This window comes from Pantoea sp. SJZ147 (assembly GCF_007828605.1).
Lineage (GTDB): Bacteria > Pseudomonadota > Gammaproteobacteria > Enterobacterales > Enterobacteriaceae > Pantoea > Pantoea allii.
This window is the reverse complement of the sequence record NZ_VIVB01000001.1, coordinates 125,408-151,692: the sequence shown is the minus strand read 5'-3', so window position 1 is coordinate 151,692 and position 26,285 is coordinate 125,408. Positions and strand designations below refer to the sequence as shown.

Annotated in this window: 20 protein-coding genes and 2 pseudogenes; 8 read left to right on the top strand and 14 right to left on the bottom strand. The window is 54.6% G+C overall.

Features of this window, described 5'->3' with window-relative positions:
• Positions 1 to 15: 15 nt before the first annotated feature.
• The gene (locus FBY13_RS00680; RefSeq protein ID WP_145393211.1) at positions 16 to 1,392 is read right to left on the bottom strand and encodes an amidase family protein; all 1,377 of its coding nucleotides are present in this window, start codon (positions 1,390 to 1,392) and stop codon (positions 16 to 18) included.
• Positions 1,393 to 1,687: 295 nt separating this feature from the next.
• On the opposite strand from FBY13_RS00680, the gene FBY13_RS00675 reads away from it, so the two are divergent.
• Together FBY13_RS00675 and FBY13_RS00670 are read left to right on the top strand one after the other, a co-directional pair.
• Complete coding sequence (locus FBY13_RS00675) at positions 1,688 to 2,734, top strand: GntR family transcriptional regulator (RefSeq protein ID WP_145393210.1); 1,047 nt, start codon at positions 1,688 to 1,690, stop codon at positions 2,732 to 2,734.
• A gap of 374 nt (positions 2,735 to 3,108) precedes the next feature.
• Positions 3,109 to 5,007, top strand: a complete 1,899-nt coding sequence (locus FBY13_RS00670; RefSeq protein ID WP_145393209.1) for a M48 family metallopeptidase — start codon at positions 3,109 to 3,111, stop codon at positions 5,005 to 5,007.
• 83 nt (positions 5,008 to 5,090) lie between these two features.
• On the opposite strand, the gene FBY13_RS00665 is transcribed toward FBY13_RS00670, so the two are convergent.
• Genes FBY13_RS00665 through FBY13_RS00650 form a run of 4 tightly spaced genes read right to left on the bottom strand, consistent with a single transcriptional unit; the run spans position 5,091 to position 9,491 of the window.
• Positions 5,091 to 5,480 carry a RidA family protein gene (locus FBY13_RS00665; protein WP_145393208.1) on the bottom strand — a complete coding sequence of 130 codons (390 nt, stop codon included), beginning with the start codon at positions 5,478 to 5,480 and terminating at the stop codon, positions 5,091 to 5,093.
• A 9-nt stretch (positions 5,481 to 5,489) separates the two neighbouring features.
• A complete protein-coding gene (locus FBY13_RS00660) occupies positions 5,490 to 6,821 on the bottom strand; it encodes an FAD-binding oxidoreductase (protein ID WP_145393207.1) in 1,332 nt (443 codons plus the stop codon).
• A 32-nt stretch (positions 6,822 to 6,853) separates the two neighbouring features.
• Positions 6,854 to 8,326: an aldehyde dehydrogenase gene (locus FBY13_RS00655; RefSeq protein ID WP_145393206.1), complete on the bottom strand. Its 1,473-nt coding sequence runs from the start codon at positions 8,324 to 8,326 to the stop codon at positions 6,854 to 6,856.
• A 34-nt stretch (positions 8,327 to 8,360) separates the two neighbouring features.
• On the bottom strand, positions 8,361 to 9,491 hold the full coding sequence (locus tag FBY13_RS00650) for an alanine racemase (protein ID WP_145393205.1): 1,131 nt from the start codon (positions 9,489 to 9,491) through the stop codon (positions 8,361 to 8,363).
• A gap of 94 nt (positions 9,492 to 9,585) precedes the next feature.
• On the opposite strand from FBY13_RS00650, the gene FBY13_RS00645 reads away from it, so the two are divergent.
• A complete protein-coding gene (locus FBY13_RS00645; RefSeq protein WP_063879665.1) occupies positions 9,586 to 10,494 on the top strand; it encodes a LysR family transcriptional regulator in 909 nt (302 codons plus the stop codon).
• A 33-nt stretch (positions 10,495 to 10,527) separates the two neighbouring features.
• On the opposite strand, the pseudogene FBY13_RS23610 reads toward FBY13_RS00645, so the two are convergent.
• The 4 genes and pseudogenes from FBY13_RS23610 to FBY13_RS00625 all read right to left on the bottom strand — a co-directional run.
• Positions 10,528 to 10,665: pseudogene (locus FBY13_RS23610) on the bottom strand (cupin domain-containing protein); the annotation flags it as partial.
• 174 nt (positions 10,666 to 10,839) lie between these two features.
• Entirely contained in the window at positions 10,840 to 11,700 is an 861-nt protein-coding gene (locus FBY13_RS00635; protein ID WP_145393204.1) for an SUMF1/EgtB/PvdO family nonheme iron enzyme, read from the bottom strand.
• A gap of 3 nt (positions 11,701 to 11,703) precedes the next feature.
• Positions 11,704 to 13,962, bottom strand: coding sequence for a hypothetical protein (locus tag FBY13_RS00630; RefSeq protein ID WP_145393203.1), 2,259 nt, complete (start codon positions 13,960 to 13,962; stop codon positions 11,704 to 11,706).
• A gap of 75 nt (positions 13,963 to 14,037) precedes the next feature.
• Positions 14,038 to 14,277, bottom strand: a pseudogene (locus FBY13_RS00625) (resolvase); the annotation flags it as partial.
• 317 nt (positions 14,278 to 14,594) lie between these two features.
• Between FBY13_RS00625 and FBY13_RS00620 the strand changes: the two are divergent.
• From FBY13_RS00620 to FBY13_RS00610, 3 genes are read left to right on the top strand one after another with little or no spacing between them, the layout of a single operon-like run.
• Positions 14,595 to 15,158 carry a fasciclin domain-containing protein gene (locus FBY13_RS00620; protein WP_063879667.1) on the top strand — a complete coding sequence of 188 codons (564 nt, stop codon included), beginning with the start codon at positions 14,595 to 14,597 and terminating at the stop codon, positions 15,156 to 15,158.
• Between the two features lie 40 nt (positions 15,159 to 15,198).
• Positions 15,199 to 15,753, top strand: coding sequence for an RNA polymerase sigma factor (locus FBY13_RS00615; protein WP_063879668.1), 555 nt, complete (start codon positions 15,199 to 15,201; stop codon positions 15,751 to 15,753).
• Positions 15,750 to 16,397: an anti-sigma factor domain-containing protein gene (locus tag FBY13_RS00610; RefSeq protein ID WP_063879669.1), complete on the top strand. Its 648-nt coding sequence runs from the start codon at positions 15,750 to 15,752 to the stop codon at positions 16,395 to 16,397. The genes FBY13_RS00615 and FBY13_RS00610 overlap by 4 nt, the downstream gene beginning before the upstream one ends.
• A 124-nt stretch (positions 16,398 to 16,521) precedes the next feature.
• Here the strand turns inward: FBY13_RS00610 and FBY13_RS00605 are convergent, their stop codons facing one another.
• Positions 16,522 to 18,162, bottom strand: a complete 1,641-nt coding sequence (locus FBY13_RS00605) for a methyl-accepting chemotaxis protein (protein WP_145393202.1) — start codon at positions 18,160 to 18,162, stop codon at positions 16,522 to 16,524.
• A gap of 886 nt (positions 18,163 to 19,048) precedes the next feature.
• On the opposite strand from FBY13_RS00605, the gene kup reads away from it, so the two are divergent.
• Positions 19,049 to 20,917: a low affinity potassium transporter Kup gene (gene kup, locus FBY13_RS00600; RefSeq protein WP_145393201.1), complete on the top strand. Its 1,869-nt coding sequence runs from the start codon at positions 19,049 to 19,051 to the stop codon at positions 20,915 to 20,917.
• 272 nt (positions 20,918 to 21,189) lie between these two features.
• Here kup and FBY13_RS23355 read toward each other — a convergent pair whose 3' ends face one another.
• Entirely contained in the window at positions 21,190 to 21,330 is a 141-nt protein-coding gene (locus tag FBY13_RS23355; RefSeq protein WP_186440773.1) for a hypothetical protein, read from the bottom strand.
• A 189-nt stretch (positions 21,331 to 21,519) separates the two neighbouring features.
• Between FBY13_RS23355 and FBY13_RS00595 the strand changes: the two genes are divergently transcribed.
• A complete protein-coding gene (locus FBY13_RS00595; protein WP_063879671.1) occupies positions 21,520 to 21,936 on the top strand; it encodes a GFA family protein in 417 nt (138 codons plus the stop codon).
• An 11-nt stretch (positions 21,937 to 21,947) separates the two neighbouring features.
• On the opposite strand, the gene FBY13_RS00590 is transcribed toward FBY13_RS00595, so the two are convergent.
• The 3 genes from FBY13_RS00590 to FBY13_RS00575 all read right to left on the bottom strand — a co-directional run bounded on the left by FBY13_RS00590 (position 21,948) and on the right by FBY13_RS00575 (position 26,282).
• Positions 21,948 to 23,063: a HipA domain-containing protein gene (locus FBY13_RS00590; RefSeq protein WP_145393200.1), complete on the bottom strand. Its 1,116-nt coding sequence runs from the start codon at positions 23,061 to 23,063 to the stop codon at positions 21,948 to 21,950.
• Positions 23,063 to 23,302: a type II toxin-antitoxin system antitoxin HipB gene (gene hipB / locus FBY13_RS00585; protein WP_063879673.1), complete on the bottom strand. Its 240-nt coding sequence runs from the start codon at positions 23,300 to 23,302 to the stop codon at positions 23,063 to 23,065. Before hipB ends, FBY13_RS00590 begins: the two co-directional genes overlap by 1 nt.
• Positions 23,303 to 23,906: 604 nt before the next feature.
• Positions 23,907 to 26,282 (bottom strand): glycoside hydrolase family 3 N-terminal domain-containing protein, encoded by a 2,376-nt coding sequence (locus tag FBY13_RS00575; RefSeq protein ID WP_145393199.1) that lies wholly within the window; start codon positions 26,280 to 26,282, stop codon positions 23,907 to 23,909.
• Between the last annotated feature and the right edge of the window lie 3 nt (positions 26,283 to 26,285).

The following is a 26,285-nucleotide window of genomic DNA, read 5'->3' as shown; positions in this document are numbered from 1 at the left end:
ATTCCTCTGGAGGAGTTAAGCGCAGACAGATGTGTCTGCTGTGAACGTGCCTGCTACCGTGCTGGCAGCATGAAGAAGCCGGCGATCTTCGCCAGCAGGAAGGGAAAAAAGCAGGCTGGTAGGCAGCCCGTCTGAATCGGTTCCGGTCGGAAAAGCGATACCCGGCATGTCCAACAGGCTGCCCGGCATGGTTAACCGCAACGTGGCCAGATTGGTGTCGGCAAATAAGGTGCTGTCACGCATCAACGGCGCAAGTTCCGGTGCGGTATGGGCGACGGTGGGCGTAATCAGCACCGCGCCATCCAGCTCTGCGGCGAGCGCCTGTTGCCACTGTTTACGCTGGGTAAGAAAGGTCGTGAGAACCGCCGGGTCCTGATGGCTGGCGGCAAGCAGTCGGTCGCGTACGCGCGGGTCCATTACCTCCGCGTCAGGCGAGGCTAACAGCTCGCGATGCAGCAGCCAGGCCTCACGTCCGCCCGGCCAGCCGTTGTCTTCAATCCACGCCAGCGCCTGGTTAAAGGCCGCCAGAGGCGCGCGCTCGACGTCAAATCCGGCAGCCGTCAGCTGCTCTAACCGGCGATAACCGTTGTCGCGTACCGCGGGCTGACACGCGGCCAGTAAGGCGTCATCGAAACGAAAATGCGGTGCGGGAAAACGCATCTTTTCCCGTCCGCACAGGATGTCATCCAGGGCGATGGCATCACGCACGCTTCGGCAAAGCGGTCCGACCGTGTCCAGCGACTGCGCCAGAGGATATACGCCGTCCATCGCGTAACGGTGGCGGCTGGCGCGATAGCCAATGGTGCCGCTGAATGCGGCGGGAATGCGTATTGAGCCGCCGGTGTCGGTGCCAAAGGCAATGCAGGCCAGCCCTTCGGCGATTGCCCGTCCGGCACCGCTGGAAGAGCCGCCCGGCGCATAAAGGTGCGGCGTGTTTGTACGGATGCCCGGTGTGCCAAAATAGGGATTTAATCCCAGGCCGGAGAAGGCAAACTCACTGAGATTGGTTTTACCCAGCGTCACCAGGCCTGCAGCCGAGCACTGGGCCACCAGCGCCGCGTCCTGCTGTGCGACAGGGACATTTTTTCGCGTGGCCGATCCGGCGGTGGTCTGGCTCGACTGAATATCGAACAGATCTTTCCAGGCTACCGGAATACCATCCAGCGGACTCAGCGGGCGGCACTGCTGCCAGCGCAGGGTTGAGGCTTCAGCCTCGTCGCGGGCACGCGCGGCGGTTATGGCGATAAAGACAGAGGGGGCGTTTTCTGCCGCCTTCAGGCAGGCCTCGGTAAACGCCAGCGGTGACAGACGCTGTTGTGCATAGAGTGCACTGATGCCCAGTGCATCAATCTGACCAGCCATAAATAACTGACGAACGTTTTCGGCCTGCACGCGATCACCTTTAAATGTATATTACGTTTCAATGTACATTTGAAGATAGCAATAACGGTGCCAAAAAAAGCACTGTTAAGTTGCATAATTGTGATCGTGTCGATCATTAAAAATAAAAAATGAGTTTATTCAACTGCTTAATTATCGTTGTTTAATTTTCATTACGGCATGGCAGAATAAATGGCGCGCCCACATTAAATGTATTAATTTATAACTGATCCATTATTGGGCGCGGTGCACTATATCAGTGCTGCATCAGTGCAGCGCAGCGCAGGCATCGGGAGTCGTGTCAGGTATGCTAATGTGGCTGGCGGGACGGGGAACTGAAGATGACACAATGCAAAACAAGGTAAATGGGACTGACATGGACGATGCAGGTTCTGCGCGTTACGAGAGTATCCGGCAGGTTTTACTGAGAGTTTTTCAGCAGGATGGCGTGCCTGAGGGGCTGGTATTACTGGAAGGTCCCCTGGCGCAGCTGTTTGGCACCAGTCGTGTTCCCGTCCGGCGCGCGTTAAGCATGCTGCACGAAGAAGGCTGGATTGCCCGCTTTGAAGGGCGAGGCTTTATTGTTGCACGTGATAATCAGGAAGTGGAGCCTCTCCGCATTGCGCTGACGCGGGAGCTGTTCGGCCTTGAACAGCGCGATGAACTGGTTGATACCCGCAGTACGGGTGAAAAAGTGCTGGAGAACCTGCAAGGTATTCTTTCTACCGCCATGGTCTTTGGCTGCTATCAGGTTGATGAACTGGGCGCCGCGAAACACTATAACACCAGCCGCGCGGTAATACGTGAAAGCCTGATGCGCCTGCGTGACAAAGGACTGGTGGAAAAAGAGCCCTATTCTCAATGGCTGACAGGGCCGCTAACTGCGCGTGAGCTGGCCGACCATTTTGAGATCAGAGCGAACCTGGAACCTGCGGCATTACGTAAAGCGGGCGACCGGCTCAGTGTGGCCTGGCTTAATGAACGACTCGATAACGTCCAAAAGTCCCGAGGCAAACAGCTGAACCCCGCTGAACTCGAAACGCTGGAAGAAGATCTGCATATACGCTGCCTTGAACCCGCCGGAAATAAGCTGATGATGCAAATTTTGCGGCAAAATCAGTCGCCGTTTATTGTCACCCGCATTTTTTATGATCTGCTCAAAATTCCCGTCGACAGCGCAATGCTTGATGAACACGGTCTGGTTTATGAGTTTTTGCTGAAACGAAACTGGGCGCTGGCGGCGGCCTGTATGCGAGATCATCTGGAGCGGGCGCAGGTCAGGACGTTGCAGCGTCTGAAAGTGTTGTCGGTATTACCGGTGCCTGAATTGCCGGTATTTATGGAGCGCCAGTAAAAATGAAACTGAGAGCCAGATAAACATCAGGCCGGCCTGGCTCCGGCTGCCGCGTTAAATAATCTGCGCAATTGTCGGGTGTAATCGTAAATTATCAGCCCAAAATCGCGTTGCCTGTAAAAATGCGGCTGTTGCGCCGCATTATCGATATAGAGATGAATCCTGTGGCAAGCCCTTCACGTGAATACACTGCGCGTTACCTGCCCGTCTTTCACCTGTCAGCGCTTGTGTTAAGAAGACTTAATGTAATTGTTAGCTTATAATAACTTCGCTTTTCAATAACACTAACAAAGCTGCAGCCTGCTGAGACGGATCTCACGCCATTTTCCTTATATGTCGGGAACCCTTTTCAGTATCGCCAGATAATAAACAGCTTGTCCCTCTCACCGACAGTTAGCGAGCTTATTATTGTGAATAAATTAACGGCATTGAAAAAAGGATATGCAAAGGTCTTTTTATGGCTTTTGCTCACGCTGTTTTTAACCCCTGCTATTACGTTGACGTTTGCCAAATACGGCAGCAACGAACTCGACAAAGAATATACGCAAATCTTTATCGATGATGCGCGTGCGCAAAATCAGAATGTGGGGAAATTAACGCGCTTCCTGCAAGCTAATCCCCCATCTACCGTATGTGGCCCTGTCGCCGACGATCTGCTCGACTATAAAAATGCCGTCTGCGGCCCGGGTTCTGAGCTGTCGCAATTTTATCTCATCGGTAAAGTCGCCCTGTGGACAATGGTTTTCAGCGGCGTCATTTTGCTGATGATTTTACTGTTTAGCGCCCTGGCCTTTAAAAGCAGACAAGGACAGTTACTCAGTCTCAGGCTCGCACGTCCCTTTCTTATGCTGGCGTGCTCGTTGCAGGTGCTGATACAGGGCGGGATGCTGGTATGGCTGTCGTTCTGGGGCACCGCCTTTTTCACGCAAAAATACTATCCAAAGCTGGTGCTGCTGGTCGCACTGCTGGTATTAGCCGGTATGTATTACATGATCAAAGGCATCTTTAAAAAGCTGCCGCCGGAGGACAGCATTGAAGGAGACGTGGTGACCCGTGAAGCCGCCCCTGCGCTCTGGGCGCGCGTTGATGCGCTGGCCGCGAAGGTCGGCACCACGTCACCGGATCACATCATTGCCGGAATCGATACCAACTTCTACGTGACAGAAGCCCCGCTGAGCGTAAATGATCAGCCGCTGCAGGGCCGAAAACTGTATGTCAGTATTCCCCTGCTGCGTCAGCTCAGTACCGCACAAGCGGATGGCGTGATGGTGCATGAACTGACGCACCTGCATGAAGGCGATACCGCGTCGGGTGCACTACTGGGGCCGAAGCTGCACCGGTTTGATATGTACACGCATTTGATGAGTGAGAATCTGGCAACGCTTATCGTTTTCTATCCGCTCTATCTGTACCGGCTGTTTTTTGAACTGGCCTGGCAGCGCAACAGTCGTGAACGCGAATTTGTCGCGGACCGAAATGCGGCAACGCTGGTTTCCTCGTCGGCGATTATCGAATCGCTGATCAAAATCTCAGCCTATGCCAGCTATCGCTATGAGGTGGAGCGTAAGCTTTTTGAGAATAAAACGCTGTATGAGAATGAACCTGGCATCAGTCAGGCGATCGCAGCCGGTCTGCCTCACCATGTTAGTTCTTCCGATTTTGTCAGCGCGATGCGCGAACAAAACATACCGCATCCGTTTGATTCGCATCCCCCGCTGTCTGAAAGGATGCGCAACGTTAACTATTCTGTGGAAGATGCAGATTATGCCGCTATCGCCGCGACCTCACCGGCAGACAGTTGGGTCGATCTGATCCCCGTAGCCGATCAGATTGAACAACAGCTCTGGCAGAAATATGAGCGTGACTTTACGTCGCAACATGAAGAGAGCCTGGCCTGGCGTTATCAGCCAACCGGTGAAGAAGAAACGGCGCTGGTCTTAAAGTACTTCCCGGATGTGCCCTTTACGCTTAAAGATGGCTCGCAGTTGACCATTACCTGGCAGGGCATTGTGCAGCCACAGTCCACCGGGCTGCTGGAATGGGATAATGTCAAAAACATCAACGTCCTCCGTCAGTTCGGCAGAGATATTTTGTATGTGCAGCATGTCCAGCCCAATGCGCAGGGCAAAAAGCGCAGCAAAATCCGCTTACCGGGTCTGAAAAAAGAGATTGAGAACGTTAAGTACACACTCAACTATTACTGGCATCGTCACCAGACCGTGCAGGCGCTGAAGGCACAGGAACTCGCCGAAAACAGCCAGGGCACGGCGTAAGCTCACCCGTCGCTGGCGTACCGGCGACGGTTTTATTTCCCGCCTGCAAACAGCGGGTGCCGTTAAGGTTCAGCACGAACCCGTTATCGGCCTGTCGCCGCGGTTGCTTCGACCTCCAGTAACACACCGTAGTGAAGTTCAGGAACGGGCACGATGGCTCTGGCGGGTTTCCACGCGCCAAGCCATTGTGCATACAACGCATTAAATTCCGCCCAACGTTCGACATCGACCAGATAGACTCTCACCATTACCAGATGATGCTTGTCCAGGCTTTCCTGCTGCAGGCAGGCCTCCAGGTTAGCCATTACCTGCAAAGCCTGTTCGGCAAACGACGCGGTGCTGAGCATTTCGCCCGCTGACGTAACCGGCAACAGGCCGGAGATAAACATCATCCCCGACGCCAGAGCATAATGTGAATAGTGGCCCGGATGCGGTTTGTCGTGGATATCGCGCGCGTGTATCACTGGTTGCATCTTTACTCCTTACATCATGCCCGGCTTTTTCATGCTGCTCCCGTCACGGAAACGGGAATAGCGGAACGCGGCAGGATCGACAATCGGTGCGTCTCCGGTCACCAGGTCCGCCGTCAAACGTCCCGCACCGGGGCCAATGCCAAATCCATGACCGCTGTAGCCGGACGAGAGGATAAGTCCCGGAAGCTGCGGCACGGTTGAGATGACCGGAATGTCGTCTGGCATACAGTCAATCACGCCGCCCCAGGCCTGGCTGACACGAAGCGACGCCAGCGCCGGAAACTCGTTGCCGATGGCCGCCAGCCCCTTTTCGACGACGCCGTCAGAGACCTGCGGGTCCAGTACACGGGTTTTCTCGAAGGGTGAAATGCCCTCCATGGGCCAGCTCGCCCGCGACTCTGGCCCCGTTAAGAAGGACGCCAGCCGGATTTTGGTTTGAAGATTTAAGCGGCGAGCTTTATATAACGGGAAAAACTCGCGGGCATAGCGTAATCCCTGAAAGCCCGGTTCCAGTCGTCCGGTTCCCGACAGCGCAATGGTATATCCGCCGTCCAGTCGTGGACGACAGGCAAAAGCATCCGTGTAAAAAGGCATGGTGATGAGTTGCTCTACGGGACAGGTACGAAACGCACTGCCAATCACGTTACCAGCCGGTAGATCGATGCCGTGACGCCGACAAAACAGCGATGTCCAGGCACCGGCGGCGCACACTACGCTGGCGGTTTTTATCAGCCCGCGTTCTGTGATCACCCCACTGACGCGCCCTGCCGAAATATCCAGACCGCGCACCGCACAGCGCTGAAACAGGAGTGCGCCCTTTTTCACGGCGGCTTCCATCAACCCCGGCGCGGCTAACGCTGGATCGGCGTGACCATCATCAGGTGAATGTACCCCGCCATTCCAGGCAGTGGTACTGCCCGGCGTCATGGCTTTGGCCTCGGCGGCACTGAGCATCCGACTGCGAATACCGTACTGCTTCGCCATTTTTCCCCAGTTATCCCAGTTGCGGATATCTTTTTCCGTCCGCGTGGCATAGACCAGCCCGCTGGCACGAAACCCCACGTCCATGCCAATTTCGTCACTCAGCGCATGCCAGCGTTGCAGGGCATGCATAATGAGCGGAATTTCCCGCTCATCGCGGTTAAGCTGACGGCACCAGCCCCAGTTACGGCTTGACTGCTCTGCCCCGACCAGGCCCTTTTCGATCACGGCAACCCGATAGCCTTTTTGCGTCAGTTCCCAACAGGTGGCTGCCCCTGCAATTCCTGCACCGATAATCACCACATCCACCGAATCGGGGAAATGGATACTGTCCTGAACAAGTCTGAGCGGTGCGGGCATAGTCTGTGCTCTCCAGCGAAGGTGTTAGCTGATTAAAAATCGATTAATACACTTTTGTAGCGCTGGCAGGACTCAAAGGCCTGCCTGCCAAGATCCTTGCCAAAACCGGACCCCTGGAAGCCCCCGGTCGGGATGATAAAGTCCCAGGTCCGACGATAACGATTGATCCAGACCGTGCCGCTATCCAGCGCTTTCATCAGCCGCATTGCACGCGGCATGTTCAGAGTATGCACGCCAGCACACAGGCCAAAGACATTGTGCTGCGCCAGTGCAAGGGCCTCTTCTTCATCGCTAAACGTCTGAATGGTCAGCACCGGTCCGAAGATCTCCTGCTGATTCGCGACGTTATCCTGACTGACACCGGATAACAGCGTCGGTTGCCAGAACCAGCCCTGCGCGGTGTTTTCGTAGCGTTGACCGCCCGCCAGAATGTTCGCACCCTGCGCGACGGACTGCGCGATAATCGCCGCCACTTTTTCGCCCTGACGCTGTTCGATAAGCGGGCAGTAACGGGTGGAAGCCTGCCAGGTCATACCGGGCACAGGTTTCTTGCACAAGGCAATCAGCTTTTCGATGACCGCTTCTGCTATGCCTTTCTGGATGATCAGGCGCGTGCCTGAGACGCAGGCCTGGCCAGCATTCACTGTGAAGCCCAGAAACAGACGCTCGGCTATCTCGTTGGCATCGCCTGCATCATCAAACACCAGTTGGGGACTTTTTCCACCCAGCTCCAGCGTCACCGGTTTGGTGCCGTGCAGCGCGGCCTGGCTCATGATTGCTGCGCCGGTCGCAGTGGACCCCGTAAAAGACACTTTTCTTACCTGCGGATGCGTGACCAGCGCATTGCCCGTGACCTGCCCGCCGCCCTGAATCACGTTGAGCACGCCTGCCGGAATGCCCGCCTGCACCGCCAGTTCAGCCAGGCGCGCGGTAGAAAACGGCGTCAGCTCAGAAGGTTTCAGCACCACCGCATTGCCTGCCGCCAGGGCCGGCCCGCACTTCCATGAGGCCATCGACAGCGGGAAATTCCACGGCGTAATCGCACCGATCACCCCATAGGGTTCCGGCACCAGCATTCCCAGGCTGCTGCTCTGGGTGGGAAAAACATCGCCACTGTATTTATCTGCGCATTCTGCATAGAAGCGCAGGGCCGCCGCAGTAAACGGAACTTCAATATTGCGGGTGTCCGTGATCGGACGCGTGGAACCGACCGCTTCGAGTTGCGCCAGGTAATCTTTGTCGCCGTCGATTAAATCTGCCCAGCGGGAAATCGCCGCCCCCCGTTCCCGTGGTGAACAGCTTGACCAGCCGCTGCTGATGCGCTTTTCATCCGCAATAGTCACCGCATCAGCCACTGTAGCGGCGTCCGCCTCGTTGATGTCGGCATAATGCTGACCATCAGAGGGACGTTTGATGCCCAGCGTGCGACCGGATGCAGAAACGAACTGGCCGTTGATAAAGTGGCCGGTAGAAAGACGGACCTTATCTGGATCAAAATCTGACATGATGTCCTCGCACAATGAATGAAAAAACGCCCGGCTACCAGCCGACAACCCGTTGCCAGACTTCATGTTCGCCGTTCCGGGTGTCGATCACCTGGTAATGCGTATGCATCGCGGCGGTCGCACAGGCATGATTGGGCAGCACGCGCAGCACGGTGCCGAGCGGGAAATCTGCCGTCGAATAATCACCGTAATGTGGCAGCGCAATAATCCCGTGTTCCTGATTCGTGGTCGTCAGGAGCAGCCCCAACGGGCAACCTTCGTCGTCGCACACCAGCCCATATCCGTAATCGGTGTGCTGAGCGGCGGTGCCGCGATCGCGTGACATGGCCATCCAGCCTGCATCGACGAAGATCCAGCCTTTGTCGTGATTGTGCCCGATCACCGTGGTGACGACGGAAAGCGCGATATCGTCGCGGGTGCAAACGCCCAGGTTGTGCATAAACAGATCAAAGGTGGAAAATACCCCGGCTCTGACTTCGGTCACGCCCTGCAGGTCATGGGCCGCATGCGCCGTCGGTGTGGAGCCTACGCTGACCACCGGGCACGTAATCCCGGCGGCACGAATATGATTTGCTGCCGTGACAGCAGCCTGACACTCTTCCTGTGCGGCAAGGATAATCTCCTCCTGCGACCGGCAGTGGTAAGACTCACCGGCGTGCGTCATCACACCTTCCACCACCATCCCGGCCTGGTGCAAATGACGGGCAATTGCCGTCAGCGCCGCGTCAGCAGGTTGAATTCCCCCGCGATGGCCGTCGCAGTCAATCTCGATAAATACAGAAAAGATCACCTGATGTTGTAAGCCGTAGTCGCTGACGGCCTGCGCCTGCGCCATGCTGTCCAGCAACACATGCACCTGTTTCCCGTTGCGGCGCAGGGCGGCAACGCGGGGTAACTTACCGGGCGCAATGCCCACCGCGTAAAGCACATTGCTATAGCCGGCGGCGGTAAAGGCCTCGGCTTCGGCCAGGGTAGAAACGGTGGCAGGCGAAGACAGATCCTGCAGCAAACAGGGGGCCGCCTGGAGGGTACGAAGTGTTTTGAGATGCGGGCGAATCTGACAGTGCTGTCCTTCAATCCGCTGGTATAACCGATTGATATTGCGTTCGAACTTAACTTTATCTAACAGGAGATAAGGTGTCGTCAGGGTTAAATGATTGAGCATCGTCGGCATTCCTGTAGAGGTTTAGTTGATGCTCTCATCGTTTAAATCTGTTTAAAATGCGGTCATGCCCAATTAATGATTAGGTTTGAACCTAATGATCAACAGTGAAGATTTACGTTTTTTTCAGGTCATCGCCTCACATCAAACCCTTGCCGCTGCCGCACGCTATCTGGACATCACCCCGCCCTCGGTGACGCAGCGTCTGCAAAGCATTGAAAATAAAATTGGGGTTAAGCTGATTCTGCGCCCGGCAAAACGCATCATCCTGACCGATGAAGGCGAAGCCTTGCTTGAGCGGGCGCGCGTGATTTTGCATGAGATAGACCAGTTGCAGGACGTGATTGACCAGACGCGAAACCGTATCAGCGGTACGCTGAGAGTGCTGGCCCCGCTGGGCTTTGGCTCTGAATATATTGCGCCCTTGCTGGCCGATTACGCGGACAGCCACGAGGATCTCAGTATCGATCTGACGCTCTCCGATAACCCCGACTGGATGCAGGCCGATAAGTGGGATGTGGTGATCTATATTGGTCATCTGCGTGACTCAACGCTTTACAGCACGTGGCTCGCCGCCAATCCGCGTATTCTCTGCGCCTCGCCCGCTTACCTGCAACACTATGGCACACCGACACATCCTGATGCGCTTCATCGCCATCACTGTCTGGTGATCAGGGAGAATGCCGAGGATGTCACGCGCTGGATATTTACCCATAACGGTGACGAAACCATCGTCAGAATTACGCCGCGCCTGGCCAGCAACGATGGCCGCATCATTAAAAAATGGGCGCTGGGCGGGAAAGGGATCATGGTGCGTTCGGCCTGGGATATCCGCAGTGAGATTCGTCAGGGGTTGCTTATCCCCCTGCTGCCCGCGTTCACCCTGCCGGCGGCGGATATCGTCGCCCTGACCAGCCTGCAGGAGAAAAAACGGCTTCCCCGCACCCAGGGCTTTATCGAATTAATGAAAAAAACCTTCAGCTCGCCGCAGTGGGAAGCCGGGTAGGTTTTCTCTCATCCCCCTGCCGCCAGCGGTGGCTCAGGATAAAAATTCTGCCTCTGTGACTTTCTCAAGCCAGGTCACCGGACTGCCGTTAAGGGATTCGGCAATCGCAATATGTGTCATAGCGGTGTTGGCAGTCGCCCCGTGCCAGTGACGGAAGTCTTCCGGTATCCAGGGCTCCGTTTGGGAAACGGAAAATATTGTACGTTAAGACCCAATTTTAACCACGCTGATATTGTAAGTACTCAGCCTAAGCGCTCTATGGTTAACACACACATCTCAGGATTTTTTTATGCCAAATTCGTCGTTTTTCGCCGGGCTGCACGTCGCGAGCAGGAAATAACTTAATCACTTTAACGGGCTGTTCTCCACGCAGCGGAACTCCGAACCCCACTCACTATCTGGCTTTTTACTGCTGCGAGTTATCGTATAGGAGTCAGAGCCGGCAATAAGGCCCCTGCGTACTTTTTTCTCGCCAGATGTAGGTCCTTGGGGATCGTTTTCAGGTGAATGGCTGTAGTAGTCTTTCGTATACCAGTCTTTTACCCAGTCGGCACCGTTCCCCATCATGTCATAGAGGCCAAGAGGATTAGGTGGGAAAGATCCGACCTGTTTTTTGTGCATGCTAGATGTAAAGTTACGGGCTCTGTCGTTGTCGTAGTACCAGCGATTAGTGCTGTTACCGTAAATCAAATACTTTCCTCTACTGCGAGCTGCGTACTCCCACTGAGCCTCAGTGGGTAGGTCTATACTACGGTTACTTGCTTGTCCGAGCCACTGACAGTAGTCGCGGGCATCCTGCCAACTAGCTGTGGCAGGATATGTTTCACCCAGCGCAGCCTTGTCCTCTTTACTGAAATATTTTCCCTGCGAAATAGTCTGATAGATAGCGTTCTGATCCCGCCCCTGAATAGTGAGCCAGTGATTAAACTCTCCCCAGGTAACACGGTATTTTCCGATACGGAAGTCAGATAGCGTAACCGAGTGGAGGTAGGTGTCCTGGTCGAAGTTATAGGGCAGTTTTTCTGCAACCAGAGGACCAAAATCCCCCATCTGAAAGCTGCCGCCTTTCACCGTCACTAGATTATCCAGCGAGGTACGAACCAGCGCATCCTGGTCGGCTTTTATTTTTTGCTCATCGCGGCAGCCGGTGATAGCGACCAGTACCAGTGCTGTCACGGTTAAGCGTGAAAGAGTCTCTCCGGTCATGGTTTATCGTCCGTGTTGGGTGGTGATGTAGGTGGTGCAGCTGTGCAGGAATGACGGTGACACAGGCGTGAGGGGCAGCATGAATTCGTTCGGGTGACCCGGTGAAACGGCGGGTGCATCCGGCAAATGAGTGTAAATGGCTTGCAGATTTTCCGCATAGTGGCTGGGAGTGATGGTGATCTTCTGTGCACACGGAATGAAGCTGGCATCGTATCCGTACTCGCGCGGTTGCTCACCTTGAGCAAGAAACGCTATAACGCGGGACTCGTTGGCTTTCCAGTCGCCTTTTTCACCGATGATTTTGGACAGGTGCTGCATGATATTCTCGTACTCACGCTTTGACTGCACCCAGCGCAGGACGGCGAGAATGGCGCGTTTGCGGCTGGCAAAAGTGGTGCCTGCCTCGCAGGCCTCCCCCTGGTGGCTGGCCGGACTGGCAACCTCATCCCAAAAATTTCTCTCTATCAGGGAGGCGATGGCTGCACCTTTGCTTTCAGGCGGGGCGTATTTCAGGTACTCATCATTGCTGAGTATTTTTTTCATAAGTCTTACACGGGCTTCTTTATCTTCCCATCCCATTTTTAATGAATCAATGATTTCATCACCGGCATCAATGACTCTGTTCAGATTGTACATTCCGGCGAGTAAAGGGATGGCGCAGAAGTAACGGTAATCGTCTTCCACCATGATACTCATCAGGCGTGTATAGTCGGCATTGCGCAGCATATAGGCGAGGCAGGGCATAAACTCTTTCATGATAGCCTTTCCATCCACATCAAGGGCTACTGAGCCTTTGGCGCCCAGGCCGGAGCAGACACCGCCTTTAACCAGAATTCTGACCTTTCCGTCTTTCCAACTGAATTCCATGCTGCCGCTCATACCCAGACCCGCCTGTCCGGTCACGCCAATGGACACTTTCGCCAGTGAGGTGAATTTTTCTCTTCCCTTGCCTTCCTTATCCGGATTGAGCCAGACCATTTTTCCGGCGAGATTGGCCCCAGCTTCCGCACCGGCAAAAATGCTCAGTTCTGCACCGGGTTTCACTTCTTCTGCCGCTTTTGAAATATCAACATTGCGCCACAGTCCGGGGGTGCCTGTTGGCGTCGCTTTGACGGGGAGGCCTTTCACCACGTCTCCGGAGAAGCTGATACCGGCTTCAATACCCAGACTGGCCCCGATACTGCCGGATAGGGCCAGCTCGAAATCAAAGCGCAGAACGCCGAGTAGCCCCATGCCGCCGCCGGGGATGCGGGCCGGGTCCAGCGGGTAGCAAATACGGGTTCCTGCATGGTCAGGCCAGCAGACTTTTGCGCTGCTTTTCGCTTCGGCCAGTGCCAGACTGGCGTAGGCGCTCAGTTTACCGCTGGTGGTGGCGAGCGGTTTTTCCTCGCCGGTACGGATGTCATATTCAAACGGATTCAGGGTGCCTTTAAGGCCAGCGCCGTAGGTCCAGCGCATCAGTTGGGCATGTCCGTCAAAGACGATGTTGCCGCTTTCCGATTCAGTATGTTTTTTCAGGCTGTCGTTCAGTTCTCTGGCCCAGTCCGTCAGGACGTCCCCATGGTCATCAATCAACTTTTGCTCCCAGACGGACATGAACGGCTTTACTTTTGCCAGCTGTGATTTCAGCTTATCCGTATCAATTTCCTGCCGCGTTCGCGTGACGCCATCTTCGCTGGTATAGCTGACGGTTTTGATAAAACTCTTTGTTGCCGGCTGTTTTTCGCCGTCATTCAGGCGATAGCGCCGCCAGTGACTGCAGATTTTATCGGAACGGACGTAGGTGTAGCGGCCTCCCCGGTATCCACCTCCCCGGATTTCAATCATCTCCATGATGCCGATGGCGCTTTTTTTCGCCTTATCGTCCAGCAGTGTGGACTTTGGAAGCTGACTGGCCGGCGTCAGATCCTGAAGCTCGTTTCGCAATGCACCGATGGCACTGTCAAGCTTTTGATATTCCTGTTTTAGCTGTGATTCGAGGCGGTTTCGTTCAGCGATCTGATGCCAGTCCAGACTGGTCATCTGCTTTGTCAGGTCGTCAATACGTAACAGGGCATCTATACGGGTTGCCAGCAGCTTTTCCAGTCGGCCATGCTCTCGTTCAATGGCATCATTATCGCAGGCATCAACAGCAATTAGGGTTTCACTGTCAGGATGAAAATAGAGTGCAGGTCCAAAGGTGCAGTAGGCTGTGACCCCCGTGGAGCGAAGTTTCAGGCGGGTGGACGTTGCATTGTCGGCTGGCGCGTTCTGACTTGTCATCTATATTAATCCCTCAATATATATGTGGTTATACCCACCGGCATCATACAACATTCGTAACTTAACCTAAATCACTCACTTCTGAGTGCCGGTAAGTGCCTGAATGCGGCATATCTGGGAGGGGCTATATCTTGTTGCATCCGCTGTTTCCCAGATACTCAGTTTCTTGATCTGCCGATAGTACAGGGCTTTCTGATGACGCTCCTGATCGGCCTGCTTTACCCGGTCTTTACCCAGCGTATGTGTCCGTTCAATACCCTTTTTTCGCTGGCGGCGGCTCAGCAAGCCCTTATGCGACATCGCGGCCATCAAGTCCGTATTGCTTTTAGCCTGGTGACAGCAAAAAAGTTTCATGCGTACCGCTGCAATACTGCGTCTTCCCCCTTGGCGCTGAGCCATGCAATACGGGAACGTGAAGAACGGATGGTAGGAGGTCTTCTGTCGCCCCCCACCCGACCTGTCGCGCCCATGCGGGCAGGAGAACGCCGGTTGAAAAGGCCAAGCTTTGCGACTGAGTGTGATAACAACGCGCCACGTTGAAAAAATTTATTTTTTTTCTGCATCCAGTTTGTATCCCGCTCTCGTATATCTCATTGAAAGCCACTTACTCCACGCTCTAATGAGGATTTACGATGAAAAAGCTAATTGCTGTTACCGTTGTATCAAGTGCATTGCTGTTTACCACCGCATCCATGGCCGCTATGACCTCGGATTCTGTTATGGTGGGCGGCGCGGCTATGTTCCCTCAGAAAAATATTGTTGAGAACGCGGTCAATTCCAAAGATCACACCACCTTAGTGGCGGCGGTTAAAGCGGCCGGTTTGGTTGATACCTTAGAAGGTAAAGGCCCTTTTACCGTGTTTGCCCCCACCAACGCGGCGTTTGCTAAGCTGCCAGCTGGCACCGTGGACAATCTGTTGAAGCCAGAAAATAAGGCCATGCTGACCAGCGTACTGACCTATCACGTGGTTGCAGGTAAGTATGATATGAAGGCGCTGGAAGCCAAAATTAAACAAGGCGGCGGTCATGCTGAGTTGAAAACCGTTAACGGTCAGCCGTTGTGGATCATGAATAATGGCCCCCATAACATCCAGCTGAAAGACGGTCAGGGCAACGTAGCCAATATCAGCACCTATGACGTCAACCAAAAAAATGGCGTGATAGATGTGATTGATACCGTATTAATGCCGAAGTAATTATTTATACTCGAACGGAAACAGATCATCCGGGACGCTTATGGACAAGGTGCAGGCAGTGGAGCAGGTAAAACTAATGAAGGCAGTCGTCGACGGCGATCGCCGGGCATTTGAACACCTTTACCGGCTGACATCGCCACACCTGTTTGCCATCGCGTTGCGCATGTTGCAGCACCGCCCCTGGGCAGAGGAGGTGCTGCATGATTGCTATATCACCATCTGGAGCAAGGCGGAAACCTATAATGCCGAGCTGAGCTCCCCGTTGACCTGGATGACCCATATTGTCCGTAATCGCTGTATTGACTGGCTACGCAGCGGACAGGCGCGTATGGCCAGTTCGGAAGAGGCGCATAATGATGCGCTTCTGGTTGCTGAACATGACGAACTGCATAACAGACAGGATGATGCACAAGCCGCTCGCTTACAGCGCTGTCTGGGAAACCTCAGCAGTGAGCAGCGTCAGAGCATTACCCTTGCCTACTATCAGGGCATGTCTCACAGCGATATTGCTCACTGGCTCCAGCAGCCGGTCGGATCGGTAAAAAGCTGGATCCGCCGGGCGATGGCGCACCTTCGGGAGTGTGTCGGACTATGAATAAACAACACCAACGTGACGATGCACTCTCTGCTGAATATGCGCTTGGTACGCTACGCGGTGGCGCGCGATTACGTTTTCAGAAGCGCCTGCAGACCGAGCCTGGACTCGCTGAACAGGTCGCCAACTGGCAAAACCTGCTGTCCGGGCTGGATCTTCACGTCATGCCGCAGGTGCCACCGGCGTATGTCTGGAAGAAAATTGCGTTAAGTCTGCCGGCCAGGAAAAGGCCCCGCGCTGCTCGCGCCTATATTGGCTGGATGGTTGCCGCCGCCCTTGCCGCCCTGACGCTGGTGTCTTATCAGGCCATCAAGGCCCCAGAATTTACGCCGCTTACCGTGATGAATGACGCCCAGCACCAGGGGCAATGGGTCGTCAGTGCAGACAAGACGCTGACACAATTGCGCGTCACGCCGTTGCAGCCCGCGACGGTAGCCGCCAACAACAGTCTGCAACTGTGGCTGATTCCTGCCGGCCATCAGCCGGTTTCTCTGGGACTGCTCCACGCGCGGGACACTACCGAGCTTAAACTCGCGGGACGTGATGCGGTAAAAAACGGGGTTATCGCGATTAGCCTTGAACCGGAGGGCGGTTCACCAACAGGTCAGCCCACCGGTCCGGTGCTCTACAGTGGCAAAATATAATATCGAAATGCGATACGACACGTGATGCAGACCCTGGGCATATTCGAGTGAAAAAAACCCCTTTCGAGCCTTATAGCGCCCCCAGGGTGGTCACTATCAGCGCGACCACCCTGGGCGACATCCACTAAAAACGTTGCCAGTTATCTTCCTGCTTAGCATAGGCCGCACGAGCCTGAATAAAGGCCGGAGAAACGGCGACAGGACTGGCCTGGACAACCGGCGCATGCTCCGCCAGCACAAATGCCGCGACAAGCTCGTTCAGGGCCGTAGCCTGATCCATCAGTGAGCGAGAGGCCGACGAGGCTTCCTCCACCAGCGCCGCATTCTGCTGTGTCACATCATCCATTTGATTGACCGCCTGATGTACCTGACCAATACCGAGTGACTGCTCCTGAGATGCGACGGCAATTTCATCCACAAGATCGGTCACCTGACGAATCGCCTCATTCATGCGCCCCATGTTCTCACCCACCTGCTCCGCCTGATTCACACCGGTTTCCACATAACGCATGGAGGATTCGATAAGCTCTTTAATTTCGCGCGCCGAAGCCGAAGAACGCTGCGCCAGATTGCGAACTTCCCCGGCTACGACCGCGAATCCCCGACCCTGCTCACCTGCCCGCGCGGCTTCTACGGCGGCATTGAGCGCCAGAATATTCGTCTGGAAAGCCACGCCTTCTATCAGGGTGATTATGGCGGTGATCTTTTCAGAACTCTGTTTAATGTCGGTCATGGTGCCGAGCATCGTATGGACTTTCGTGGAGCTGTCATCGGAAATTTCACGGGCGTTTTTCGACAGTTGACTGGCAAGTCGGGTGTTTTCTGCCGTCTGACGGACGGTTTCACTCAGCTCTGACATGCTGGCGGCCGTTTGTTCCAGCGAAGCCGCCTGCTGCTCGGTGCGGGAAGAGAGATCTTCATTGCCCGCAGAAATTTGCGAAGAGGCTGAACTGACCGAATGGGCCGACCGTTCAACCGATGAAAGCGAGTTCGCGACATTCCCGATAAGATGATTAAAGGCTTTAGCCGTCAGACCAATTTCATCCTTGCGCGAATCATCGGCACGCAGCGTAAGATCAAGCCGCTCACTGGCGCGTTCCATAGCCGCTCGCATACCGTTAAGGTTTTTACGGATGCCCAGAATCGTCCTGATGGAAAAAGCCCCGAGCAACAGGATAATCGCGACTGAACCGGCAATTAACGACCAGAGTGTTTGCCGGTAAACCCGGTTATTCTCTTTTTCAAATGCCGCGCCGACCTCTACATTGAGCTGGAGTTGTTTCTGATAACTTTCAATTAAATCACGAATAGTCTGACCGACGCCGCTATTTCCCTGCAAATCCACCAGGGCGGTATCATTATGTGTCCGCGAATTTGTCAGAAAAGCCGGCAGGCGCGCTTCCATTTGTTTAATCAGCGCTAAGGCATTTTCACTGAGCTTCGTATCCTGATCGTTAGTGGTTTCGTTCTTGAGATAAAATTCAGTCAGTGCTTTAAGCGCTTCAATACGCGTGGAAATTTCCTTTTCAAATTCAGCCTGTTTATCAAGGGCTTTTGCACTTTGATGCCGATAGAGCGCTACGTTAAGTCGGTTACTGCCGTTAACCATTTTATCCAGGTCAACAATCGAGGGCAGTGTGTTGGTTTGCACGTACTGGAAGCGCGACTGAAAGCCGCCTAATACCATGATGACGATCACAACCATAGCAATCATTGATGCTGAGAGTAATGAAAACGTCAGGAAAAGCCGCTGAGTAATAGTCATGTAAATTTCCCAAAATAATAGGTTCGCCAGTCTGTACACCGTACTGAATGACATTCGCTATTCAGGTATCGACAGAGCGGGAATAAGCATTAATGCGCCCAATGATCATTGCGGGGAATAACGGAGATAGTGGGTATAATCGGGATAAAAAGTATTAGTGTGTTGAATGGATAAAGAAATTGACAACCTGATCTTATCTAAAAACAATAAAAATGATTAATGGATAGAGCAAAGTGGAATTTATCATTGTTGATGGCGGAATACGCTTTTTAAAAAAAGCATGTGACGTTAATGCATGAAAGTTCGGTTAAGGGTAGTTAAATATCGTTCCTGACGGCGTGCAGAAGGGCGATATCTTTGCCAACATCTTTGAAATAAATTAACCGCATAAAATGACGAGCGAATTAATCATTAGTAAGGACTATTTTTAAAATATTTTCATTTTTTGTGTCACGTCTTCCAAAAAACCGGTTATCTGCTTCTGTGATATTGCTTACATGCAGACAGTGGGTGTCAGTCAGGATGACGCTGTTCTGCGTCAGCCCGGTAGTGCCGTTTGGCAACTTATCTGGCTTGCTTCATCTCGCGCATTGCGCGGCCTTGATGTGGTGAAGCCGTCGGGAATTTGCCTTAGTGCATCATTATTTTACAGGCCGTTTTAGGCTGTAACGGAATAACCCGGTCACGGGCGCAAAAGAAGTGATGAGTTAATCGACAACCGTGTAAAAATGCCGTAAAAAAAAGGCACAAACCTGTAAAAATGTAGTTCATAACTTCACCACCTACTCCCTAACTCACGCTAAACCGCGTAATCTCATCCTCACCTCTGACCGGGATAATGACCCGGCGGACGTTGGTGATTACGCGAAGCAAAACAGGATATTAAATGGCGCAGTCTGAAAAGCAGTCCCTGCCTGCAGGTATGTTGGCGGCAGCGGGGATCGTATTTGGTGATATCGGTACCAGCCCGCTCTATACCTTAAAAGAGTGTCTTTCTATTCTTCCCTCTGGGGTGGTGACAGAAGAAGCCGTGATGGGTTTTCTGTCCCTGATATTCTGGGGGCTGACGCTGATTGTGACGGTTAAATACGTCATCTTTATCATGCGCGCAGACCACGATGGCGAAGGCGGAATACTGACGTTAATGTCGCTGGCCCGACAAAATGTTGGCGCACGGCTCAGTCGCATTATCGTCCTTGCTGGCCTGACGGGCGGGGCCTTTTTTTACGGTGACGGCATTATTACTCCCGCTATTTCTGTGCTTTCCGCCGTTGAGGGGATTGAAGTGGTGGCCCCGGCCCTGGATCGTTATATCGTTCCGCTGTCCGTGGTGATCCTGACGTTGCTGTTTGTGATTCAAAAGCACGGTACTGAACGCGTCAGCCGCATCTTTGGGCCAATCATGCTGGTGTGGTTTATTACCCTGGCAGTCCTTGGGGTACGCGGCATTATTATGAATCCCCACGTTTTACATGCGCTTAATCCGGCGTTTGCCCTGACCTTTTTACTCAATCATGAAGCCCTGTCCTTTGCTGCCTTAGGGATGGTGGTGCTGGCCGTTACCGGGGCTGAAGCCCTGTATGCGGATATGGGACATTTAGGCAAAACCCCTATCCGCCTCGCCTGGCTGATCATTGCCCTGCCCGCACTGGTGCTGAACTATTTTGGTCAGGGTGCGCTGGTGCTGGCCGACCCCAGCGCAGTCAAAAATCCGTTTTATATCCTGGCCCCGGTCTGGGCGCAGATTCCCCTGATTGTGCTGTCAACGCTGGCCACGGTTATCGCTGCCCAGTCGATTATCAGCGGCGTGTATACGCTGACGCATCAGGCTATCCGCCAGGGCTTTCTGCCGCCGATGCGCGTGATATTTACGTCTGCTACAGAATCGGGGCAGATTTATATTCCGGTCGTAAACTGGCTTCTGTTTGCGGCTGTTACCGTGGTAATCCTGGCTTTCCGTCAGTCTTCGGCGCTCTCTTCTGCTTACGGTATTGTGGTGACGGGAACCATGGTGCTGACGGCCTGCCTGGCCGGTATTGTTGCCTTTAAAAACTGGAAGTGGCCATTACCTGTTGCGCTGTTTTTCCTGCTCTGCATGTTGTTAATCGATGTACCGCTGTTTGCGGCAAACCTGATGAAGCTGCTGTCGGGAGGTTGGGTGCCGGTGCTGCTGGCGATGACGATGCTGGTGCTGATGCTTATCTGGAGCAGTGAACGCTCCCGGCTTATCCGCCGTCTCACCGACGATCCAGTCAGGCTGAAAGCGTTAATCAGCTCTCTGGAAGCCTCTCCGCCCATGCGCGTGGGGGGAACAGCCATCTTCCTGACGCGCAAAGAGTATGAAATTCCGCAGGCCCTGCTGCATAACCTGAAACACAACCGGGTGCTGCACGAGCGTACCGTGTTACTGCACATCAAAACGGTCGATCTGCCCCGCGTGCACAATCAGAAACGCATCGCGCTGCGCCAGCTGTCGCCTTCGTTCTGGCAGGTTACCGCCGCGTACGGCTGGCATGAACGCCCGTCAATGAAAGATGTGTTGCACCTTTGCGGGCTGGAAGGATTTGGCTGCACCTTGAATGAAGCGTCGTTTTTTACTTCTCACGACACGCTGGTAATGAAAAAACGTCGCGGCCTGGCCCATGCTAAAGGGGCGATATTCCACTTCTTCCAGCGTAATGCATTACGCGCGCATGAACAGTTCAGGATACCGGCCAATCGGGTGATTGAACTGGGTGGGCAAAAAGAGTTCTGATAAGGGATTGCGGCAGAGTCCCTGAGGGGCTTTGCCGCTTTTTCCGCTTGCGTGATGAACCTTAACTGCCAGCGCACCGCGTTCAACCTTCTGTTGCCAGCCCACAATCCTTCGCTGCGCCTCGTCAGGCTTTTTTCAAACTCGCAGGCTGAAACTGCGTCAGACAGGTCAGCGCAGGCTGTGCGACGTCGGCCCAGGGACAGGTTTGCTCTTCTCGTGGCTAAAAAACCTTTCGTTGCTCTGGCGTTCACTTTCTGCTGAGTTCGCCTGTTTTAGCGCTGCGCCATAATGCCGTGCAGCCGTCTCTGTTTCTTGTCTTCGGGAAGCCGTGGGTTATTGCCCATCAGGCCGGACTGACACACGGCGAGCATCCTGTTTGGGGACGGCACAAGCGGCTCATGAGTCATCGGCATGCTGACGCCTTTCACCCTGACGGGCACGTCATGCTAAAGAAAATCGCTGCACACTTCGGGTGACATGCTGGTGTCTTTGACGTTAACCCTTCACAATAACCTTATCGGTTCCCCCTGTTTTGTTGATGCCACTAGCACTTCATGCCTGTCGCGCGACGCAAGGTTGCAGGATGAAAAAAGGAGCAAGCCATGTCTGATGCTACATCGGGTCAGTGCCACTGCGGCGCTGTTGCGTTCAACGTTGAACTGCTGGATGGCCTGAAAACCGCCCGGCGCTGTAACTGTTCGTTTTGTCGTATGCGCGGTGCGGTCGTGGTATTTGCCCCCGTCTCCGGGCTTGAGGTGGTCAAAGGTAAGGATAAGCTAAGCGAGTATCGGTTTAATACGGGTGAGGCGGTTCATTACTTTTGCTCTGTCTGCGGCATTTACACCTTTCACCAGAGCCGTTCCAACCCTGAACAGTACGGCGTGAATGCCGCCTGTCTGGCGGGGGTTTCTCCTTTCGATTTTGCCTCCGTTCCTGTGACAGATGGTAATCATCATCCCAAAGATGGCGGTAAAGGCGGTGTGGCCGGTTATCTCCACTATGTGGCAGAAAAGCCCTGACGGTCAGTCCGTCAAAGCCAGTCAGGCTGGCGTACCCTTTCCAGCATGATCATCGCATGGCTGAACACCGCGTCGGCAATCGCCAGAGGGTAATCGTCAGGCAGGCTGTCGCGCAGCTTAACGATCGCAGCCGGTAAGCCCGCAATAAAGGCCGTGAGGATCTGCTGCATCTTCACCTGGCTCAATCCGACGCTGCCCGCGCTGGCGACAAAATGCGCTGGCCAGATCGCGTCAATGTGATGCCGTTTCCCCTCAGGGCCGGGCACGCCCATCGCCAGCTGAAAATCTTGCCTGTCTGTCCTGCGCTGTGAAAGCCCGGGACAGGCAGACAGGATCGGGCTAAAGGGGGCCAGTCGGAAACTGCCGCCACGGGCGATGAGTATCCGGATCTGTTTGGCGTGCCCGCCGGTAGCCCCAATCAGCCACTGAAAAACCAGATAGCGCATCATCTCCTCACGGTCTTTCATGGCGCAGCTCGACCCCATCAGCAAGGCCATCACATCCTGAAGCCCCGGTCCACCCTGCTGTTCATAACGGCTTGACGCCGGTAATCCCAGCGCCTGGCACACATCCTCTTCAGGAAGATAATAAAGATGTTTTCCGTCGCGGCTCCAGCGGCGATCGTAGCTTTCGATGCGTAATTTCCGGCGGCCATCCTCATGAAACAGCCTGGCATCCGCTACCGGGAGCCTTAGCTCGCGGGCAAGGGCCATACACAGATAGGCATTGTCGATATCAGACTGCTGTGCCTCGTCTGCAGCGCTGACCACGCGGTAGGTCGCGTTATCCGGCGCAAGGGGTTGCTGCTTCACCGGCAGCAGCGTGATCGCGCCGGGCAGTTGGTGTCCCACTTTTTGCAACAGTGCAAAGACATCGCAGGATTTTATCGGGTGATCAGCGTAAATATCGCTTTTAATCAACGTGCTGGGTGAGAGAAGGTTTTCAAAAAAATAAGCCACCTTCGCAGAATGTATCGCAGCATGCTGCAAGGGCAATGAAAGCGACAGCGGCCTGGCAAGCGGGTGCCTGAGCCACTCCTCGTCATACTGGAAACGGAGTGCGCCGCTGTGATGCAGCGTCAGCGTGCCCGTCCGCGCCCCGTTCATCCAGGCAATCAGCTTCGCCATTACCAGGCATCCTCCGATGAGGCTGACGCGGGTGGATTCCCCTGAAGCACGACGGCAAGATTCAGCGCCTGCAAGATTTTGAACAGGGTAGCCAGCGACGTCGTCTCCGGGTTGTTTTCGAAGTGGGACAAGGTTGCCTGTTTAAGGCCCACGGTCTTCGCCAGTTCAGCCTGCGTCAAGCCATCTTGTTGACGCAATAGCTTTACCTGGTTCGCCAACTGCCTGGGGCTGTAGATCATGTGGCACGCTCCGTAATAAGTGAGTTTTATCCCCGCCAGAGGATATTATCAGACTAACTGCAAAATAACCCGAAAAGCAAAAATATCCTCTGTAGCGGATATTTCAGAGAAAACATCGCCCCGCTTTCTCCGCACGCATTTCTCCCTGAGGGTAACGTATTCCACTACAGAGCAGGACAGGCAGGATGGTGCGCTTACCCTCAATACCTCGACGATACCGCGCCATATGACCCGCTGGCGGGATGTTGCCGGGATAAACAGGGGAAATTACGGGTCGGGCTGACTGGCAGCCAAAAAGGAAACAGGCGGTGTATTGCGTTACGCTGGGCAGCGAATCCCTGGGCGGTTCAGGCCTGGATCAACGCCGGGTTAAGGCAGCAGAACAGCTATCGCGGCGGATGGTCCTGGTGCCCTGCCAGATAGCTTCAGTTTTCAGGCGTTGCCCTTCTGCTTATGTATTGCAGATGTCACTGGCGGATTTTCCCGATGTCGGCATACTGCTTCATTATCTGACGCGCGCGTTAAACAAGGTGAGCAGACTATATTAGCCATAAAAGGCACAAGGATGATGCCCTGCCCATTCCATGATGGGCAGGGTTAAAGGTCAGGAAATGTTTATCGTGCAGTCGCTTAACATGCGCCAGTGACAAGGCAGAACACGTGTTTCACCCGTCACCGTTACTGTACTGACGCCGTGGATATCGCGACAGGAAGAACCGACCTGCAGCTCAAACTCGCCGGGTTCTACGATGCGCTGACCATCGCGGCGCGTAAAGTTGAGCATATCCACCGGAAGCCTAAAGCACAGTTCGGCGGTTTTACCCGGCTGGAGCGTGACACGCTGGAAAGCTTTAAGCTCCTGAAGCGGTCGCACCATGCTGGCCACCTTGTCCCGGACATAAAGCTGCACCACTTCACTGCCCTGCCGTTCGCCGGTGTTGGTGAGCGTGACCCGGAGTCGAATCTCCCCGTCAATCGCCACGTTGTCCTGTTCTGGCTGCGGCTGGCCCCAGTCAAAGGTCGTCCAGCCGCGGCCAAACCCAAACGGATAGCGCGCGCCAAAATGGAAGGCGATCGGCGTACCGCCGCTTTTCAGTTTGTGATTGTAATAAAACGGCATCGCACCGACGTTTTTCGGTACGCTCACCACCAGGCGGCCCTGGGGTTCCGCGCGGCCGGTCAGAATATCCGCTATCGCCCAGCCGCCCTCCTGCCCCGGTGCCCAGGCCAGCATAAAGGCGGCAACCTTGTCTTCCAGACCTTGCAGGCTATAAGGCCGTCCCCCGGTCATCACGACGATCAAGGGTTTTCCGGTTGCGGCAAGGGCCTCCAGCAATGCTTGTTGTACGCCGGGCAAATTCAGGCTGTCGGTGTCAGAACCTTCACCCACGGTGCCGCTCTGGAACAGGCCTGCCAGATCGCCCACGCAGGCAATCACCACATCGCTGTCTTGCGCCACGCGAACGGCATCGGCGATCAGGTGGGTATCCTGTGACACAGGCGATTGCTGCATGGGTTTCGCCGCACTGTCGCCGGGGAACACAGGGGCACCTGCAGTGCGTTTCTCAATAATATGACAGCCTTTGGCATAGCCGACATTTTCCTGCCCCAGGTAATGCTGCAGCGCGGCGAGCGGCGTGGTGACCTGCGACGTTTCCTCCAGCATATCGCTGATAATTAGGTGAACGGGAAAGCTGTAACCGCTCAGTAGCGCAAGCGGATCGTCCGCACAGGGCCCCACTACCGCAACGCGTCCGCCGGTTTTCAGCGGCAGAATACCGTTGTTTTCCAGTAAGGTGATCGACTGGGTTGCTACATCACGTGCAACCTGACGGGTGGCATCGTCCTGCAGAGAAATTGCCGCTTCATTGATATAAGGATGCTCAAATAAGCCCAGGCGGAACTTCTCGGTCAGGATGCGTGCCACGATCTCGTCAACCTTATCCATCGACAGCAGATTACGCGACACGGCGTCGGCCAGATGGCGAGCGCAGTCATCCTTCGGCAACTCCACGTCCAGCCCGGCATTAAACGCCAGCGCAGCCGACGTTGCCGCATCCTGCGCCACGCCATGATGCTGGTGAAGCAGACTGACACCGCCATAATCAGCCACGATGATGCCGTCAAATCCCCACTGTTTGCGCAACACCTCGGTCAGCAAAAAGCGATCGCTGTGGCCGGGTTGATTATCAATGTCATGGTAGGCCGGCATCACCGATCCCGCGTTCGCCAGCTTTACCGCCATTTCAAACGGCAGCAGAAAGATATCGTTTAATTCGCTGAAGCCGAGGTGAACGGGCGCGTGATTTCGTGCGCCCTCGCTGAATGAGTGACCGACGTAATGCTTAAGCGTGGCCAGCAGATCGCGCTTATCGCCTTGCAGGCCTTCGACATAGGCGGTTGCCATCACCCCCACCAGCCAGGGATCTTCGCCAAAGGTTTCTTCTGTCCGGCCCCAGCGGACATCGCGGGAAACATCCAGCACGGGGGCCAGTCCCTGTTTGCAGCCAATTGAGCGGGCTTCGTCGCCAATGTGCTGAGCCGCCCGCCTGATCAGTTCAGGCGCCCAGGTTGATCCGTAATTCAGCGATGAGGGAAAAAGCGTTGCCCCTTTGCACAGCAGGCCAACCAGGCACTCTTCGTGAAACAGCGCTGGAATCCCCAGGCGCGATCCTTCCATCACATCACGTTGCAGGCGATTCGCCGCCCGTACGCCGGTTGCGGCGTCAACAATATGTGTTCCCAACGGGCGGGTAATCTGGCCGATGCCGCGGGTTAATCTCTCTTTAAGGGCATTCTGGGCACTCACACCGGTAAAGGTGTCGCTTAAATCTGTCCGTTCCAGATGGTTGCCCTTTTCATCCAGGATAAGCCAGTAAGCATGCATCTGCGCGAACTTTTCCTCTGCCGTCATGCGTGGCAGCAGGTCGGCAACACGTTCACTAACAGAACGCTGAGGGTCCTTGTAGATTACGGTCATGTT